A 15,999-nucleotide genomic window follows, 5' to 3' on the forward strand; every position below is an offset into this window, starting at 1 on the left:
ATACCGTAATAATGCGAAGCTTTTTCTCTTCCTGCAAGGCATGACTGATGGAGCATAGCAGCGCTATGTAACTGAAGGAGTAACGAAGTCAGGAAGTGAAAAGGGCGAGCAGAATTAGAGATTTGAGGCATGACAGGACACTAGTTTTTGTAATACAAAAGAAACGAAAAATCAGGCGTCAGTTCCCAGATTGAACTGACGGTCAATAAGCAGGTAAATGCAGGCTTCTACTGCCTGTGGGTGATATTTAATCCCTTTGCCTGCTCGAATTTCATCAAGTGCTCTATCAAGACCCAGGGCCGGGCGATATGGTCGATGAGAAGACATTGCCTCAACAACATCGGCGACAGTGATGATCTTTGCTTCAAGCAGTATATTGACATCTTTCAGGCCGCGGGGGTATCCTGACCCATCGAGTAATTCATGGTGCTGGTGGACAATATCGGCAACCGGCCAGGGGAAATGGATCGATTTCAGGATGTCATAGCCTGCTTCTGTATGACATTTTATTATTGTCCGTTCCTCTTCAGAGAGCTTTGTCGGTTTTGCAAGATACTCTGAAGGAAGGGATATTTTCCCTATGTCATGGAGAAGTGCGGCAAAATGAAGTCCTTCCAATTGCTGATCAGATAATCCGAGTTCTAGTCCTATGGCGTGCGCGAGCCGTTCCACCCTCACCTGATGGCCGGCTGTATACGGATCACGTTTCTCGGCTGTGAGAGCAAGTGACCGAACAGTTTCTTCAAGATTCCGGTGGAGCTGGTTATGGCTTTTCCATAATGCCTCTTCAGAGCGTTTTCGTTCAGAAATGTCACGGGCGACGCCTCTGAATCCCAGTAACTCTTTGTAAGAATTGAAAAATGGAACACCATTTATTTCTATAACTACGGGGGAGCCGTTGCTATGTCTGCAAATGGCTTCAAGGCCGGTAAACGGTTCGGTTTGATTGACCAGTTCCAGAAATTTTCGGCCCGAATGTCCTTTTTCTCCCGGTACCAGAAAATCAAAAAGCGTTTTACCCTCAATCTCTTTTGGCTTTATGCCAAGCAGTTCTATAATCTTCATACTGGAATAGGTAAATGTCCCGCTCAAATCTACCTCCCATATCCAGTCGCTGGTATAATCAACCATTGAGCGGTATTGCTCTTCACTTATAACCAATGCCTCAAATAGGGCTGAACGTTCCTCCCATATATACTCTCTTAACCGGTCTGCAATAATGGTCTGACGGACGATATATCCAACAAGAACAATAACGATACAAAAAATCGTGGCAGATGTTGCGTAGAGCGTTCCACGGATTTGTGACAATTCTTTATACACATCGTCGATATAGATGCCGGAACCGATAATCCAGCCCCATTCCCTGAATTCTTTTACATAGGATATCTTAGGGACGATACGGCTGCTATCATCCTTCCATTGCCACATATATTCCACATATCCCGCTCCATTTTTTTGGACTTCCTCTACAAATTTAACAAAGAGCCTTTTCCCGTTCGGGTCTTTAAAGTCACTGATATCCTTGCCATTGAGGTCAGTTCTGTAGGGGTGCATGATCATTCGCGGGGTCATATCGTTTAGCCAGAAGTAGTCTTTTCTTTCAGGCCCGTATCTGAGGCCTTGTATGATATCGATTGCCCTTGAACGTGCCTCTTCTTCTGACAGAACTCCAGACGTAACCTTGTCAGCATGTTCTGACAAGATAGACCATGCTGATTCTGTAACCTCCTTAATCATCTCTTTTTTTCTGGCGAGAAAACTCTTCTCCATAGCGGGGAGGATGATAGCAAAGACAGCAGCAGCAAACAGAAAAACAGTGAGCAAGGCAGGTAAACCTATTCGGGCTACTACTGGATAGGGTTTTTGATTGCTCATTGATTACCTGTTAAATGCAGATTCGTGAAATATTCGGGTTTGGTGTTTCTTTATTTGTATCAAAAAAACGTAGAAATAAGAAATAATCCTGAAAACCGGCAGGCGTTACCGGAACTCTTAAGGCCCAAAAAACGGAGGGGAGATATCTTAAGCTGAAATTTGTCATTGTACATCAGACCAATAGTAGCTAACGTATTGTCTACAGTTAATATATTCAGAGGTGTATATGAATGTCATCTGCTGCATGATTTTCAATACGGTTTTGGAATAAACGAGTGATCACCCGAAACGAAGAATTGGGCGAAAAGCAATGTTTTCGGACGGTAATTAACTACATTGGAGGCGGTATGAAGAACTGGATTAGTACTGCGATCATCGTTGTACTGCTGTTGCTTACCGGGTGTTCAAAGGTTCAGGTCAGCCAGGACTATAGGGCCGGGATGGATTTTTCCCAATACCGCCAATACCAGTGGAAGACTGTTTCTATTGAACCAGCTGATGATATCAGGGTGAATAACCCTCTGCTGCATGAAAGGTTTCGTCAGGCTATTGACAGTGCTCTTTTACGACGAGGTTTTGTCGTCGGTGCACCTGCTGATTTCCTCATCACCTATACCTACTCAATACAAGCCAGGCTGGAATCAGATCCGGTCGGCACAACATTTGGTTTTGGAGTTGGGCGGCATCACCGTTATAGCGAAATTGGATACGGTACCGGCAACATTGTGCGTCAGTATGATGTCGGAATACTTGCTGTTGATGTTATAGATGTGCCTTCAGGAACTCTCGCCTGGAGGGGGACCGGTTCTGAAATTGTCACTACACATTCCACTCCTGAAGCAACTACAGCTTTTGTGTATAGAATGGTAGACTCCATACTTGCTCAATTTCCTCCACCGTAATTTTTGTCTTAACTATCAAAGTGGTTGTATACCCAACCACTTTGCCATGTATCTGTAATCGTTCAGTCATGCTCAATATTTACACAAGCAGGACGGAATGCTATAGCTCTGTATACTGGACAGGCTGATAATAGCCAGGCAGATGTCTTTTAGTTTATTGCTTTTTTGCATATATATTCAATATGTTGAAAAGATGGGAGACCTCTGCTAGGATTACTTCTTTTACTATTGTTTGGATAAAATACCAGCACGAGACATGCGATTGTCAACGTTATCGGGGCGATAACTGAAGATAGAAAATATTGATTAAACAGGGAGTACTAGATGGCGCTTACAGTTGAGAATACAACTATTGGCTTTATAGGAATTGGCGTGATGGGCAAGAGTATGGCTAATCACCTCATGCAGGGCGGATATCCGGTACATATTTACACACGTACTAAAGCAAAAGCGGTGGATTTGATTGATGGCGGTGCAGTCTGGGAAGAGTCTGTAGCCTCTCTTGCTGCAAAATGTAATGTGATTTTTACCATTGTAGGGTTTCCACCTGATGTTGAAGAGGTTTATCTGGGGGAAACCGGAATCCTGGCTCATATGCAGGCTGGTGGCTATGTGGTCGATATGACAACCTCACGCCCGGATCTGGCGGTAAAAATTGCCAACGAGGCTGCTGCTAAAGATATTACTTCACTTGATGCTCCAGTTTCTGGCGGAGATATAGGTGCTCGTGAGGCGCTGCTCTCGATAATGGTTGGTGGTGAGAAAGCTGCCTTTGATGAGGTGATTCCACTTTTTGAACTGATGGGTAAAAACATTGTCTACCAGGGCAAAGCAGGTAGTGGCCAGCACACAAAGATGTGTAACCAGATCGCCATTGCTGCAAATATGATGGGAGTGTGTGAAGCACTTGCCTACGCAAAGAAATCAGGTCTTGATCCTGAAACTGTTCTGAAGTCTATCGAGAGTGGTGCGGCGGGCAGTTGGTCGCTTACAAATCTCGCACCGCGTATCATTAAAGAGGATTATGCGCCAGGATTTTATGTAAAACATTTTGTTAAAGACATGTCCATTGCCATTGAGTCGGCTGACGCTATGGGCGCTGAACTTCCCGGCCTTAAACAGGCAAAAAAGTTGTATGATCAGCTTATCGAAGAAGGTGGCGGTGACGACGGGACACAGGCATTATTTAAACTGTATGTCTGATAGTTACGGCATGTTTTTGCTGGCCGGGAGAGTGCGTTTTTGCGTCTTGGCCAGCCATTTTTACCAGGTGTGACGTGTATGAAAACAGTGTATGTCGGGAGTGATAATAAGGTGGCACTGGCCTGTCCTGGCTGTGAAAAAGCGAAAGTCGTTGATGTCAGCAAATATTTGAAATCATCAGGATCCGTAAACCTTACCTACAGGTTTCGTTGTGATGATTGTGAATGTGGTCATAAGGATTGCAATGAATGCCTGCACAATGAGTGTTCTCAAGGTTATGTGAATACCGTCAAGCTTGAACGACGCGTGCATATACGAAAAGATACCATGCTGCCAGGAAAGTTGACACTTAACAGCGACGATCATTTACCTGTTCAGGTTCTGGATCTGAGCAGGACCGGTGCCCGCATTCGAGTGTCATCACCGATAACAGTTAAGCTCGGTCAGAAGGTGATAATTGATTTTCAGCTGGATGACCGTAAGAAGACAGCGATTCAAAAGGAAGGTAAAGTTGTGCGTGGTAAAGGTAGTGTTGCCGCACTTGCTTTTTCAGAGATTGAGACCTACTCGACTGCCGATAAGGCAATCGGCTTTTATCTTATGAAGTAGTAACCGGTTACCGCGCAGTGGCCTGGTTTACAGTCACTGCGCGGTGGCAGGTTATGCTCGAATAGCGTGTGATTTCATTTTCTCCCAGAGGTTTTTTCTACTTATTCCCAACAGATCTGCAGCTGCCTGCTTTACTCCACCCGCCTTGTTCAGGGCCTTTAATATCACTGCTTTTTCAGTACGCGCGAGTGCCTCGGCCAGTACCAATGTATACGGCTCATCGACTTTGATCGGGCTGCTATTGAGATCTGAAGGTAAATCCGACGGGCATATTGAGGGTTCGGGTGCTAGTACTGATGCACGTTCGAGGATATTTTTCAATTCTCTGACATTGCCGGGGAAGTCATAGTCGAGCAGTCTCTCCATCGCATCGGCAGTGAGGTTCATGGCCACGCCTCGTTTCAGGCTGAAGCTGTGCAGGAAATGTTGGGTGAGTTCCGGAATATCCTCTTTTCTCTCGCGCAATGGTGGAAGTTTTATGGGTATGACCCGCAAACGATAATAGAGATCCTCCCTGAAATTTCCTTTCTCTACTTCTTTACCGAGATCTTTGGCAGTTGCACAGATAATGCGGACATCGACTTTTACCGTTCGGGAACCACCAACGCGGTCAAGTTCCTGTTCCTGAAGAACGCGTAGGAGTTTTGGTTGCAGGGTCAGCGGTAGGTCGGCAATCTCGTCAAGGAGTAGTGTGCCGCCATTTGCCATCTCAAATTTGCCGATTTTCTGCTTGAGAGCACCGGTAAACGCCCCCCGTTCATGGCCGAACATTTCTGATTCCATCAGTCCTTCCGGGATGGCGGCACAGTTCAGACGTATATATGGCTGTTTATGTCGTCTGGAAGCGGAGTGTATTGCTTCTGCGACAAGTTCTTTTCCCGTACCCGATTCCCCGGTGATGAGTATCGAGGCATCACTTGGAGCCGCCTGTTCTATGAGTCGATAGACTTCCTGCATTACGGGGCCGGATCCGATAAGCTGTTGTTGCTGCTGACGACAGTGGTCTTCGAGTGAAATGTTCCTGGCCTTGAGGTTCTGCACAGCCAGGATACGGTTGATACGGATGACGAGATCATCCATGTCAAAGGGCTTGAGCAGATAATCTGCGGCTCCCATCTCTAAGCAGTTGATGGCACTGTCGACATTACCATAGCCGGTCATCATGATGATATCGGTATAGGGCGTCACTTCACGAACATGTTTAAGAAGCGCCATGCCGTCGAGGTTGGGCATGCGGACATCCGAGATAATAATCCTGAAACTGAAGCGATCAAGCATATCAATGGCATTCTGGCCGTCTGTTGCAACTTCGACATGCCAGTTATATTTTTCCAGACGATCCTGGATGGTGATACGCATGATTTCATCATCTTCCGCAAGAAGAATCCTGATCATTGTGTTACTCCATTATCAGATAGTTCGACAGGTTCGCGCTGTAGTTTCGTATCACAGCATTGTTCTATTGGCAGGATAACTGTAAACGTCGTGCCAACATCGGGGCTTGATTCCACCACTATTTTTCCCCCCATTTTACGAACCAGGCTGTATGTTACCGCAAGGCCGAGGCCTGTACCCTCACCTACCTGTTTTGTTGTAAAAAATGGATCATATATTTTGTTAATTATCTCGTCAGAGATACCGCTGCCTGTGTCTCGTATTCGTATATATAGGTTGTGATCTTCTTTCCAGGAGTTCACAGACATTACTCCACCACGCTCTTCCATGGCCTGTATACCGTTCAGACCGATATTGACAACGATCTGCTTAATTGCCTCAGTGTCGATACAGTAGGAACCTGCAATATTGAGATCGAGGGAGAGCTCGATGGCGTTCATTTTGTATTCCAACAGAGCAAAACACTCCCTGATTTCCGCATCGACATCGAGTTTTCTCAGCAGTAGCGGGTTGTCTCTGCCAAAATTCAGCAGTTGTCGCATGGTCTGTTCAATTCTTTGAAGACCTTTATCAAGCAGTGGCAGATAACGGGCATGAAGTTCCAGGTCATCAGGAGAATCCTTCATGTTTTTTACGCAGTTGCGAAGACCACCCAGCGGGTTATTGACCTCATGGGCAATCCCCGCGGTAATCTGGCCGAGTGCAGCCATCTTTTCGTTGTAGGAAGCCTGCTCAGCAGCTTGACGAAGCTCCTTTTCCGAGTGTTCCAGGCGACCGCAGAGTGAAGAAAAGCCCTGGGCCAGATGACCGATTTCATCATTTCCGGATGGTAGAGGATGTTTCAGATCTTTAGATGCAGGATAGCTGTCCATGGCCAACTTCAATCGTGATAGGCGGTTGGCAACCAGCACATTAAAAAGCAGGAAGACTACGCCGGCTACCGAAACAATTGAAAGCAGGCCATAGAGGATGATGGTCTGGTTGTTTTTTTTGATTACTGTATCAGCCCAGTCGATGGGAATGGTGATACTGAGTGCACCACGAATATCCCCAAGTGAATAACCATGCCGGGCATGACAGGTGAGGCAGTTTTCTTTCACCTTTAACGGCGCAATATAGCGAAGAACCTTTGTTCCGCGACTCTTCATGATTTCCATGCGTTCAGGCAGATTCTCTTCCTCGAATTGTGTAAGACTGAACTTTTCAAAATCATCGGGGGAATTCAAAGGGTTAACAGGTTTGAGGCTGGTGACACGGAACCAGCCAAATCCGGCTTTGTCCGCATATTCAGATAGTTCACGAGTCACCATGGCGGGGTTACGTTTTACCAGGGTCACGCCGTCATTGGTTTCGAGATTGGGGTAGTCTAGAAACGGGTTTTCACGTACTGAATCAGTTTTGACTACAAAAAGGCCATGATGATCGGAAACCCACTCACGTGTGAGAATCAGTTGCCTGTGCAGCATGCGGGCCTGATGTCGTGCCTGACCAATTACTAGATCATTTTGCAGGCCGGATGTATAATACAGGATGGTCATGTAGGTCAGGGTTAGCACTGCGCCGATCACGATGATAAATTTATACTGCAGCTTCATCTTTACTCCTTGATTGATGTTTCGTTCGGTTGCTGCATGCATAAGGTATTCCTAAAATTCAAAATGCGCCAAGATGTCTGTATTGCATCGGAACATCGAAATCAATGATCCGCCATGATGAGGCAATGTTACCAAGCGGTAACGGGGAGTGTCAAGAAGTGTTACGTGGAGGTAACATCCGCAGCCCCGGTTTCTTTAATGACCTGAAAACAGAAGGGTAAAAATATTGGAACGTTGTTTGCAAACAGTAAACGTTGACAGAATTAATTGGGGAATGAGCTGATAACAGGTTCCTGGGAGGTGTAATCAGCCCATATGATTAAGACAGTTATTCTAACTGCAAGCGGAGGTTGATGGTGAGAAAAAACATTGGTGTGAAACATGCTGTAAGTATGCTGGCGATGCTGGCATTGATGCTTTGTGCAGTATCAGTTATGGCGAGCAAGAAGGAAGGGGCGGTGCATCCTGAACTGACAGAGCAGGAGCAACTTATTGCCTGTGCCGAATGCCACAAGGAAGCTACTCCTGAAGTTGAGAAAGAGTGGTACGATTCAGTTCACGGTATTGCCATGGTCAAATGTTATCAGTGCCATGGAACGTTCGGTGAATTTGCTGTAACTCCGACCAAAGAAAATTGTGCAACCTGCCACGCTGATATGCTGGACAAGGAGCCGAATACGCCATGTTGGGAATGTCATGTTCCTCACTCATTCAAGGCGAAGAAATAACAGAGCGTATTCAACGAACAGCAAGGAGATCAGAAAATGGCACAAACACGACGAGATTTTATAAAAAAGGCGGCGGCACTTTCAGCTGCTTCTTATGTGAGCATGAGCTTGCCGATTGATAAAGCCAATCAGGCAAAAGCAGAGGAAGGCATTGTATGGCATCGCGGCAGTTGCCGTCTTTGCGGTGTTGGCTGCAGGGTTGAACTTGGTGTAAAAGGTGATACCCCGGTTGGACTTCGCGGTGTACCTAAATCCCGCACAAACTTTGGTTATGTCTGTATGAAGGGCATGCATTTCTGGAAATGTATGCGTCACCCTGACCGTCTGACCAAACCACTTTATCGCGAAAAAAAGACCGACAAATTCAAGGAAATCTCCTGGGACAAAGCCCTTGATATCGCAGCGACAAAATTTGCCGAAGCCCACAAAGAGGGCGGTGGTGCCGCAGTTGGGTATTACGGTTCAGGTCAGGCATTAACCGAAGAAACATATCTCTTCCAGAAGGTTATGCGTGCAGGTCTACAGTCCAACAATGTCGAGGGTAACCCGCGCCTCTGTATGGCAAGTGCTGTTGGCGGGTACCTGACCTCGTTTGGTGCGGATGAGCCAATCGGTGGTTACTCTGATCTTGAGAAGGCACACTGTTTCTTCATCGTAGGCTCCAACACTGCTGAGGCACATCCGGTACTGTTCAGACGTATTATGCGTCGTAAGCTCGATAACCCAAATGATGTAAAAGTAATCAACATCGATCCTCGTATTTCTCAAACTTCCCGTATCGCTGATAAGCATCTGCAGTTCAAGCCTGGTACCGATCTTGCGCTCTTAAACAGCATGGCTCATGTCATCATTGAAGAGAAATTGTACGACGAAGAGTTTATTAACACCTACACAACCTTTAAAAAGGGTAAAGGCGACTCAACAACATTTGAGGACTATGCTGTGCAGGTTGCCAAGTATACCCCTGAGATGGCTGTTAAGATGTGTGGCGATGCATTCACCGCTGATGATGTTCGCACAATTGCCCGGTGGTTCGCTACATCCAAAGGAACTGTGAGTCTCTGGACCATGGGCCTAAATCAGCGTAAGCGCGGTGTATGGGCCAACAACCTGATGCATAACCTCCACATCCTCACCGGTCAGCTGATGAAAGACGGTGCTGACAGTCTTTCTCTTACCGGTCAGCCAAATGCGTGTGGTGGTGTACGTGAAGGTGGAGGATTGTGTCACATCCTTCCAGGTCATCGCCTGGTGGTAAAAGAAAAACTGCGTAATCAGGTTGAGGCTGCATGGGGCGTACCCGCTGGTCGTATACCACCCAAGCCGGGTCTGCACACCATGGCAATGTTCTCTGCAGTAAATGAAGGCAAGATTAAGGCGCTGTGGGTAAACTGCACCAGCCCTGTTCAGAGCCTTCCCAACTGTAACCTGTACAACAAGGGTATGGATCGAGAAGATGTGTTTATCGTAACCACCGATATCTTCCACACACTCACAACCCAGAAGTCAAACCTTGTTCTGCCGACTTCCTTCCATTTTGAGAAGACCGGTGTTTACGGTTGTACCGAGCGACGTTCACAGATCACCAAAAAGGCAATCAGCTCTCCGGGCGATGCAATGCCTGAGGTGTGGATTGTTCGTGAATGGGCACGTAAGCTTGCAGAAAAAATGAATGATCCGGTTATTACCCAGTGTATCAAGCCCTTTGAAGGTCTTGAGGAAGGATATGAGCTGCCTAAGGCGATCTGGGACGAGTATAGCCAGAAGCTGACTGCACATCGTGATAACGATTTGCGTGGTGCTACTTACAAGGTTCTTGAGTCTATGGCTGATGGTGTTCAGTGGCCTGCGCCGACCGAAGAGTACGCTCTTACCGGTGGTACCGTAAAAAAATTCGTTAAGGGTCGTGATCCAATGGCTACTACCGAATCAAAGAACGATCTGCCATACCAGTTCTACGGTCCTGCACATCCGGACAGAAAGCTGTGGATCTGGCAGCGTGAGCAGGCTGATCCTGAAGAGATGCCTGATGCGGAATACCCATTCTACCTCTCAACCGGCCGAATCATCGATCACTGGCACACAATGTCAATGACCGGTCGTATTCCTGAGTTGCTTCGGGCTAACCCCTATGCATATATCGAGATCAATCCGAAAGATGCGAAGATGCTGGGAATCAAGCCTGGGGATATGGTCGAGGTGAGATCACGTCGTGGTGTTAACCTGCTGCCCGCAAAGGTATACGAAGGACCGATTGAAGGAATGGTCTTTGCTTACTGGCACGATCAGCATGAAGATCGTATGATCAACAAGGTTACCAAAGATGCGTATGATCCGGGTTCAAAGGAGCCTGAGTTCAAGATCTGTGCGGTGCAGATTAAGCGTGTGTCCGGCCCTACGCCTCTTACTCCGTACATCGCAGGGTAATTTAAAGAGCAGATACGGCCAGTTCTCCGGCGTCTCGTGAGCACATCGCATATCGTAAATATAGCGATGTGCTCAAGTCCTTGGATAACAGGCCGTCTCCACTCTTTGTAGGGGGGAGACTTTGCACACGGATTAAAAAATTTGCTGAATTTCTGTAGTAATCAGAATAAACCACGCAGTATTAAAATGAGGAAAACATGCCCATAGGTGGAGTAGTTATTTCCAGCGTTCCTGAGAAGAAGGACCTGGTGCTGAAGGCGTTGGAGCCGATTGTAGAAGTTGAAGTTCATGGTGACGATGCTGAGGGCAATATTGTGGCTGTTCTCGATACGAAGACATCTGAGAAAATGGAACAGATCATCGATCGGATCAATAAAGATGTCAATGTTTTGACTGTCGGGATGACCTATCTGAATACCGAAGATGAGGCGGACCTGATGGCGAAAGGCGAGAGGGTTGCTAAACCGTTTGGTTTCAAAAAATCATTGCCGAAAGATTCGTGAAACGTCGTACATTTTTGCAAATGATCGGGGCAGGGCTTTCGGGCCTTGCGCTATCGCCTGCAACAACACGGGCGAATATGTTGAAAAGTCCGGTCGGCACAAATAGTTTGCGGCCACCGGGGGCTGTACCTGAAGAACTCTTTCCTGCCAAGTGCATTCGTTGCGGACGTTGTGTAGAGGTCTGTCCGTATCGCGCCATCACCATGCTTGATATCCGCCGGGGTATCCATGCAGGAACTCCGCTTATCGATGTGACAAAAGTTCCCTGCTATCTCTGTATGAAATGTGTTGATGTCTGCCCTACCGGGAGTCTGCAGCGGGTAAAACAGGACAAGACACGCATGGGCCTTGCGGTAATTAATACCTTCAACTGTCTAGCTTATGAGGGGATTACGCTTTGCCGTACCTGTTATGACAAATGCCCATTTATGGAAAAAGCTATTCGGCTTGAACAGTTACGGCCGGTTATCGATGAAAACCATTGTACCGGTTGCGGAATGTGTACCAATGCCTGTCCTGAAACTGACAAACATGGGAGAAAGGCGATCAATATTGAGCCGATTTATGCCCGGGAAAAGGTCACCCATGATGAGTGAGTCAAAGGGACAGGGAATCAATATCGCTGTGGCGGGTGATCAAAAAAAACGACGTGTCAGCTGGTCGACTCTGCGCTTGACTACATTGAGTGTTGCTTTCTTGTTTATTCTCGTTAATCCGCTGTTGAATTACTATCTGCATATAGATTTTATTCAGGGCTGGTATCAGTCATTTGGCTTTGGCGATCTCTGGTTTGTCTCACCGCTGGAAGGGCTTGAAAGCCTGCTGATTACAAAGTCGTTTTATATGCCCGCACTCATAGGTATGCTTATACCGGTGCTGGTCGCTTTTATGCTGGGACGTGTCTTTTGCTCCTGGCTCTGCCCTGTAAATTTTATTTTAGAACTGGTTGATCGGATTCGCCGTTTTGTTGCGCGAAAGCGTTTTTTACAGAATAAGCTGATTGTGGCCAAGCGGGTCCTCTGGTTTACCTTGATGGCCGAATTGTTGATGAGTCTTGTGCTTGGAGCGCCACTTTTTGTTTTTCTCTCACCACCCGGTCTTGTCGGGCGTGAGATAATGATGCTGGTCTTTTTCAGGACGATGGCGCTTGAAGGTGTTATCCTGATCCTGGTCCTGGTCCTTGAACTTGTCACTCGCCGGTTCTACTGTCGGAGCTTCTGCCCATTGGGAGCACTGCTGGCGCTTATCGGCAGTAAAAGAAATCTGCGAATCATACGAGTTGCTGGCAAGTGTACCGCATGCGGGCTTTGTAATAAAAGTTGTCCTATGGGGCTTGAACCTGAGCAGGGTGAGGGCGCAGGGAATTATTGCTGGAACTGTGGGGAATGTATAGATAGTTGTAATTTTGAAGCGCTGGATTTTGCCTGGAGCGGAAAGCAGGAAAAGCATTAGAAAATGTAGTCCTGCTCAACGTGGTATATTCTTGACGGAAATATGAAATGAGAGTGGGTTAACGAAGCGCGTTGACCATTTCAAGCCCGGTTTTGGTGTTTTCCGGTAGCTCTACTGCTGATTGCGCTACTGGTTGGGTGCGTTCTCCCCATTTCACCAGATGCGCGCTCAAGGTAAGCCCTCCGCCAAAAGCAGGCATAAGCAGTAGGTTGCCGGGCTTTACATATCCTTCTTCTACTGCTTCAACAAGTGCAACAAGTGCGGTAGCCGCAGACATGTTGCCGTATCGTTCGATATTGATAAATACCTTGTCGTTTGGCATTTTCAGCTTTTTCGTCAGGGTATCAATTATGCGCAGATTGGCTTGATGGGGAACTACCAGGTCAATATCTTCAGGTTGCAGATCGGATTTCTCCAGAGTCTGCTGACTGGCTTTTGTCATTCCGTTGACTGCCTTTTTGAATATTTCCTGGCCAACAAATGCCCACTGTACATCACCAAGAATTCGTTTTTTATCGGCATATTTCATGCCCCAGCCCTGCAGTGAAAGAATATCGCGGGCTTCACCAAAACACCCTAAAGACTCAGCCAGTACTCCCTCAGCCGTTGTGCTTGCCTCAAGGTACAGAGCTGCAGCACCATCGCCAAAGAGCACCGCGACATCTCTGTTGGACCAGTCCATCACCTTCGAAATAACTTCAGCACCAATAATTATGGCGGATTTCACTACACCACTTTTAATCATTGAGGTTGCAACTGTAAGGCTGTACATGCCGCTGGTACATGCAGTATTAAGATCCATACATGCGGCATTTTCAGCTCCAAGTAAACGCTGAATGTTAGAGGCACCATTGGGGCACAATTCATCAAACGTGGTGGAGCCAAATACGATGAGTTCAACGTCTTCAGGCTGTTTGCCTGCTGCGGCTAACGCTCTGGCTGCGGCGACATAGCCGAGTTCTGAAACATCAACGTGAGAGATGCGTCGCTCTTTCATTCCTGTACGACTGGTGATCCATTCATCACTTGTATCGAGAAAGGTCGCAAGATCATCGTTTGAAAGAATGGCGGGTGGTAAACACTTGCCCCAACCCGTGATAGCTGCATACATATTCGTCCACCTTCAAATTAGAAGATTGTTGGGTAATCAAACATCGCTTATAGCTAAACAGTCATTTCCTGCCGATAAACACGCGTTAACGCTTATAACAAATTGCCGGTAAACATAATGTGATAGTGGGTTGATGTCTATATTTTAATTGAACTGAAAGAAGGGCGAAATGTTGAAGTGCGACACTGTGGCTGAGTGAGTGAGAAAGGGTCACTGTCACGGAGGTAATGACAAACCATAAAGCAGGTGGGGTACTTTGTTAAGCACGGAAAAAGAGCAGCCTTGCTTGAAGTTTGCATGCAGTGTATTAGATTCCTGCGTAGCATTTAAAGATAGACTGCCTGCTATGCAGTGAAACACCACATTTACCTTTATTGAAATCTTGAATGAACGTCCTGACCGAATCACTGCTGAAGACTTTAAGCAAAATTGCAGCCTGCATCTGTATTGCACTTGGACTGATTGGTGCCTTCCTCCCTGTTTTACCAACAACACCGTTTTTATTGCTTGCGACATTTTTCAGTTACAGGTCATCACCAAAACTCAGGCGATGGCTTTTGGAGCATCCTGTTTTCGGTGAAACTATTCAGAACTATTTTGATGACCGTTCTATTTCCACATCTGCTCTGCGCAGTGCGCTAGTTACTTTGTGGTTATGTATGGCGTTGAGTGTCTGGCTAATTCAAAATGTATGGATATCAATACTGCTCGTTTCTATCGGTTTAGGAGTGACAACATATCTCCTCCGATTAAAGCGATCTGACTGATATCCAGTGTATTTGTAATTGGCAGGGTTGTGCAGATCAGTTTCCCCCTGTATCAGTTCAAGGCTGGTAATGATAAAGGGGGAATGTACTATTTAACGTTTTCGGTTCTTCTCTTTCTCAAGCATGATATTCAGGATGGTTTTATCCGTTTCAATCATTCCTTTGTGGCTGAGAGTGCCCATATTCCGAATAGTATTTTCAGTTGATGTTCCGACAATGCCGTCAGTATCCTTAACGTTTATTCCCTGAAGAGAAAATAATGCGGATTGAACTGCGGCTCCGGCAGCAGTGTTCAGTTTGAGGGCGCATCCGGCTTTTGCTCCATCACAGATGACTCCAGCAAGGTCCTCCATAATGTTTCGGATGGCACCAGCCATATGGTCAACATCTCCACCGACAAGGTAAGTTATACCTGCGGTTGCACCCGCTCCGGCTGCAACTGAGCAGCCGCATACTGCAGACAATCTGCCTGTGTGTGCTTTAACATAGGCGGTAATAATATGACTGAGGCCGATTGCTTTAAGCACATTCTCCTGATCATGATCGATAAAATCTTTAATTGCCCAGATTGGAAGTATTGCTGTGAGGCCATGGTTTCCACTGCCCGCAGAACTCATGGCGGGCAGATTAGCCCCGCTCATTCTGGCGTCGGCTGCAGCAGAAGTGAGCCGTCTGGCTGAAGTGGCCATGTCGTTTACCAGAAGTTTCTGTTTCAATAACCGGTCAATTCCTTTCCCGATACCAAGGCCGCTGCCATATTTCAGACCATGCTGGGCAAGTCGGAGGTTGTGATCGACTCCTTCCTTTAAAAAAGCAAGATCAGACTCGTCGAGTTCATCAACCAACTCGTAAATATCTTTCAGGGTTAATCCACGTAACCACTCTTCAAGCTCAGCCATCAGATTTTTACCTGTTTTGGCATTCGGCTCGGAAATTAATGGAGAGTCGGTCACCGCCTCACCATTAAGAGTAAGGCTTACGATGTTACTATGGAGGTCGGTAATAAGGGATTCCGCAATATTTTCGCCTGAGACAATACGTGAACGGACGTAAAGACCTGATTCTTCACGCAGGTTTACTGTAACAACGTTTCTCTTTAATAATTCGGTGCTTCGCTGTACCGATTCTTCGTTTAAGCATTCCAATACTTCAAGGCCGCGGGCAGGATCACATCCGCAGGCACCCAGTGCTGCAGCGGTATCAATTCCGCATAATCCTCCTGAACCGGGGATGGTTACTGCCATGCCGTTTTTGTAGATGTTTGGATCTACCCATATTTCTATGGAATCAAATGACTTCTTAGGGAGAAGGCTTGCAGCAGCGGCTGCACCAAGTGCAACCGCGACAGGCTCGGTACAACCAAGGGCGAGTGTGACTTCCATTCGCAGTATGTCTTTAACGGTGAAGTTCATTAATTTCTTATGTCTCG

Annotated in this window: 14 protein-coding genes; 9 read left to right on the plus strand and 5 right to left on the minus strand. The window is 46.7% G+C overall.

Features of this window, described 5'->3' with window-relative positions; translation table 11 throughout:
- Positions 1-171: 171 nt before the first annotated feature.
- Positions 172-1,878 (minus strand): cache domain-containing protein, encoded by a 1,707-nt coding sequence (locus FCL46_RS26445; RefSeq protein WP_167505949.1) that lies wholly within the window; start codon positions 1,876-1,878, stop codon positions 172-174.
- Positions 1,879-2,225: 347 nt separating this feature from the next.
- On the opposite strand from FCL46_RS26445, the gene FCL46_RS26450 reads away from it, so the two are divergent.
- The 3 genes from FCL46_RS26450 to FCL46_RS26460 all read left to right on the plus strand — a co-directional run bounded on the left by FCL46_RS26450 (position 2,226) and on the right by FCL46_RS26460 (position 4,592).
- Positions 2,226-2,780: a DUF4136 domain-containing protein gene (locus FCL46_RS26450; RefSeq protein WP_136808661.1), complete on the plus strand. Its 555-nt coding sequence runs from the start codon at positions 2,226-2,228 to the stop codon at positions 2,778-2,780.
- A gap of 324 nt (positions 2,781-3,104) precedes the next feature.
- Positions 3,105-3,983, plus strand: a complete 879-nt coding sequence (locus FCL46_RS26455) for an NAD(P)-dependent oxidoreductase (protein ID WP_136808660.1) — start codon at positions 3,105-3,107, stop codon at positions 3,981-3,983.
- Positions 3,984-4,061: 78 nt separating this feature from the next.
- Positions 4,062-4,592: a PilZ domain-containing protein gene (locus FCL46_RS26460; RefSeq protein WP_136808659.1), complete on the plus strand. Its 531-nt coding sequence runs from the start codon at positions 4,062-4,064 to the stop codon at positions 4,590-4,592.
- Between the two features lie 51 nt (positions 4,593-4,643).
- Here FCL46_RS26460 and FCL46_RS26465 read toward each other — a convergent pair whose 3' ends face one another.
- Positions 4,644-5,987 (minus strand): sigma-54-dependent transcriptional regulator, encoded by a 1,344-nt coding sequence (locus FCL46_RS26465; protein ID WP_136808658.1) that lies wholly within the window; start codon positions 5,985-5,987, stop codon positions 4,644-4,646.
- The gene (locus FCL46_RS26470; RefSeq protein ID WP_136808657.1) at positions 5,984-7,582 is read right to left on the minus strand and encodes an ATP-binding protein; all 1,599 of its coding nucleotides are present in this window, start codon (positions 7,580-7,582) and stop codon (positions 5,984-5,986) included. Before FCL46_RS26470 ends, FCL46_RS26465 begins: the two co-directional genes overlap by 4 nt.
- 353 nt (positions 7,583-7,935) lie before the next feature.
- On the opposite strand from FCL46_RS26470, the gene FCL46_RS26475 reads away from it, so the two are divergent.
- The 5 genes from FCL46_RS26475 to FCL46_RS26495 all read left to right on the plus strand — a co-directional run bounded on the left by FCL46_RS26475 (position 7,936) and on the right by FCL46_RS26495 (position 12,692).
- The gene (locus FCL46_RS26475; RefSeq protein ID WP_136808656.1) at positions 7,936-8,310 is read left to right on the plus strand and encodes a cytochrome c3 family protein; all 375 of its coding nucleotides are present in this window, start codon (positions 7,936-7,938) and stop codon (positions 8,308-8,310) included.
- A 36-nt stretch (positions 8,311-8,346) separates the two neighbouring features.
- On the plus strand, positions 8,347-10,737 hold the full coding sequence (locus tag FCL46_RS26480; protein ID WP_136808655.1) for a molybdopterin oxidoreductase family protein: 2,391 nt from the start codon (positions 8,347-8,349) through the stop codon (positions 10,735-10,737).
- Positions 10,738-10,934: 197 nt separating this feature from the next.
- Positions 10,935-11,240: a chaperone NapD gene (locus FCL46_RS26485; RefSeq protein ID WP_136808654.1), complete on the plus strand. Its 306-nt coding sequence runs from the start codon at positions 10,935-10,937 to the stop codon at positions 11,238-11,240.
- A complete protein-coding gene (locus FCL46_RS26490) occupies positions 11,237-11,836 on the plus strand; it encodes a 4Fe-4S dicluster domain-containing protein (protein ID WP_136808653.1) in 600 nt (199 codons plus the stop codon). The genes FCL46_RS26485 and FCL46_RS26490 overlap by 4 nt, the downstream gene beginning before the upstream one ends.
- Positions 11,826-12,692, plus strand: a complete 867-nt coding sequence (locus FCL46_RS26495) for a 4Fe-4S binding protein (RefSeq protein ID WP_228723287.1) — start codon at positions 11,826-11,828, stop codon at positions 12,690-12,692. Before FCL46_RS26490 ends, FCL46_RS26495 begins: the two co-directional genes overlap by 11 nt.
- Before the next feature lie 58 nt (positions 12,693-12,750).
- Here the strand turns inward: FCL46_RS26495 and FCL46_RS26500 are convergent, their stop codons facing one another.
- Positions 12,751-13,803 carry a ketoacyl-ACP synthase III gene (locus FCL46_RS26500; RefSeq protein ID WP_136808652.1) on the minus strand — a complete coding sequence of 351 codons (1,053 nt, stop codon included), beginning with the start codon at positions 13,801-13,803 and terminating at the stop codon, positions 12,751-12,753.
- A 386-nt stretch (positions 13,804-14,189) separates the two neighbouring features.
- Here FCL46_RS26500 and FCL46_RS26505 point away from each other — a divergent pair, with 386 nt between their 5' ends.
- On the plus strand, positions 14,190-14,570 hold the full coding sequence (locus FCL46_RS26505) for a YbaN family protein (RefSeq protein WP_136808651.1): 381 nt from the start codon (positions 14,190-14,192) through the stop codon (positions 14,568-14,570).
- A 92-nt stretch (positions 14,571-14,662) separates the two neighbouring features.
- Here FCL46_RS26505 and FCL46_RS26510 read toward each other — a convergent pair whose 3' ends face one another.
- Positions 14,663-15,982: an L-cysteine desulfidase family protein gene (locus FCL46_RS26510; RefSeq protein WP_136808650.1), complete on the minus strand. Its 1,320-nt coding sequence runs from the start codon at positions 15,980-15,982 to the stop codon at positions 14,663-14,665.
- Positions 15,983-15,999 lie beyond the last annotated feature (17 nt).

This window comes from Desulfosediminicola flagellatus (assembly GCF_005116655.2).
GTDB lineage: Bacteria > Desulfobacterota > Desulfobulbia > Desulfobulbales > Desulfocapsaceae > Desulfopila > Desulfopila flagellata.

Bases quoted from the DNA above. Each gene is read 5' to 3' on its own strand.
- FCL46_RS26445 (WP_167505949.1), bottom strand. From the start codon at position 1,878: ATGAGCAATCAAAAACCCTATCCAGTAGTAGCCCGAATAGGTTTACCT.
- FCL46_RS26450 (WP_136808661.1), top strand. From the start codon at position 2,226: ATGAAGAACTGGATTAGTACTGCGATCATCGTTGTACTGCTGTTGCTT.
- FCL46_RS26455 (WP_136808660.1), top strand. From the start codon at position 3,105: ATGGCGCTTACAGTTGAGAATACAACTATTGGCTTTATAGGAATTGGC.
- FCL46_RS26460 (WP_136808659.1), top strand. From the start codon at position 4,062: ATGAAAACAGTGTATGTCGGGAGTGATAATAAGGTGGCACTGGCCTGT.
- FCL46_RS26465 (WP_136808658.1), bottom strand. From the start codon at position 5,987: ATGATCAGGATTCTTCTTGCGGAAGATGATGAAATCATGCGTATCACC.
- FCL46_RS26470 (WP_136808657.1), bottom strand. From the start codon at position 7,582: ATGAAGCTGCAGTATAAATTTATCATCGTGATCGGCGCAGTGCTAACC.
- FCL46_RS26475 (WP_136808656.1), top strand. From the start codon at position 7,936: ATGGTGAGAAAAAACATTGGTGTGAAACATGCTGTAAGTATGCTGGCG.
- FCL46_RS26480 (WP_136808655.1), top strand. From the start codon at position 8,347: ATGGCACAAACACGACGAGATTTTATAAAAAAGGCGGCGGCACTTTCA.
- FCL46_RS26485 (WP_136808654.1), top strand. From the start codon at position 10,935: ATGCCCATAGGTGGAGTAGTTATTTCCAGCGTTCCTGAGAAGAAGGAC.
- FCL46_RS26495 (WP_228723287.1), top strand. From the start codon at position 11,826: ATGATGAGTGAGTCAAAGGGACAGGGAATCAATATCGCTGTGGCGGGT.
- FCL46_RS26500 (WP_136808652.1), bottom strand. From the start codon at position 13,803: ATGTATGCAGCTATCACGGGTTGGGGCAAGTGTTTACCACCCGCCATT.
- FCL46_RS26505 (WP_136808651.1), top strand. From the start codon at position 14,190: ATGAACGTCCTGACCGAATCACTGCTGAAGACTTTAAGCAAAATTGCA.
- FCL46_RS26510 (WP_136808650.1), bottom strand. From the start codon at position 15,982: ATGAACTTCACCGTTAAAGACATACTGCGAATGGAAGTCACACTCGCC.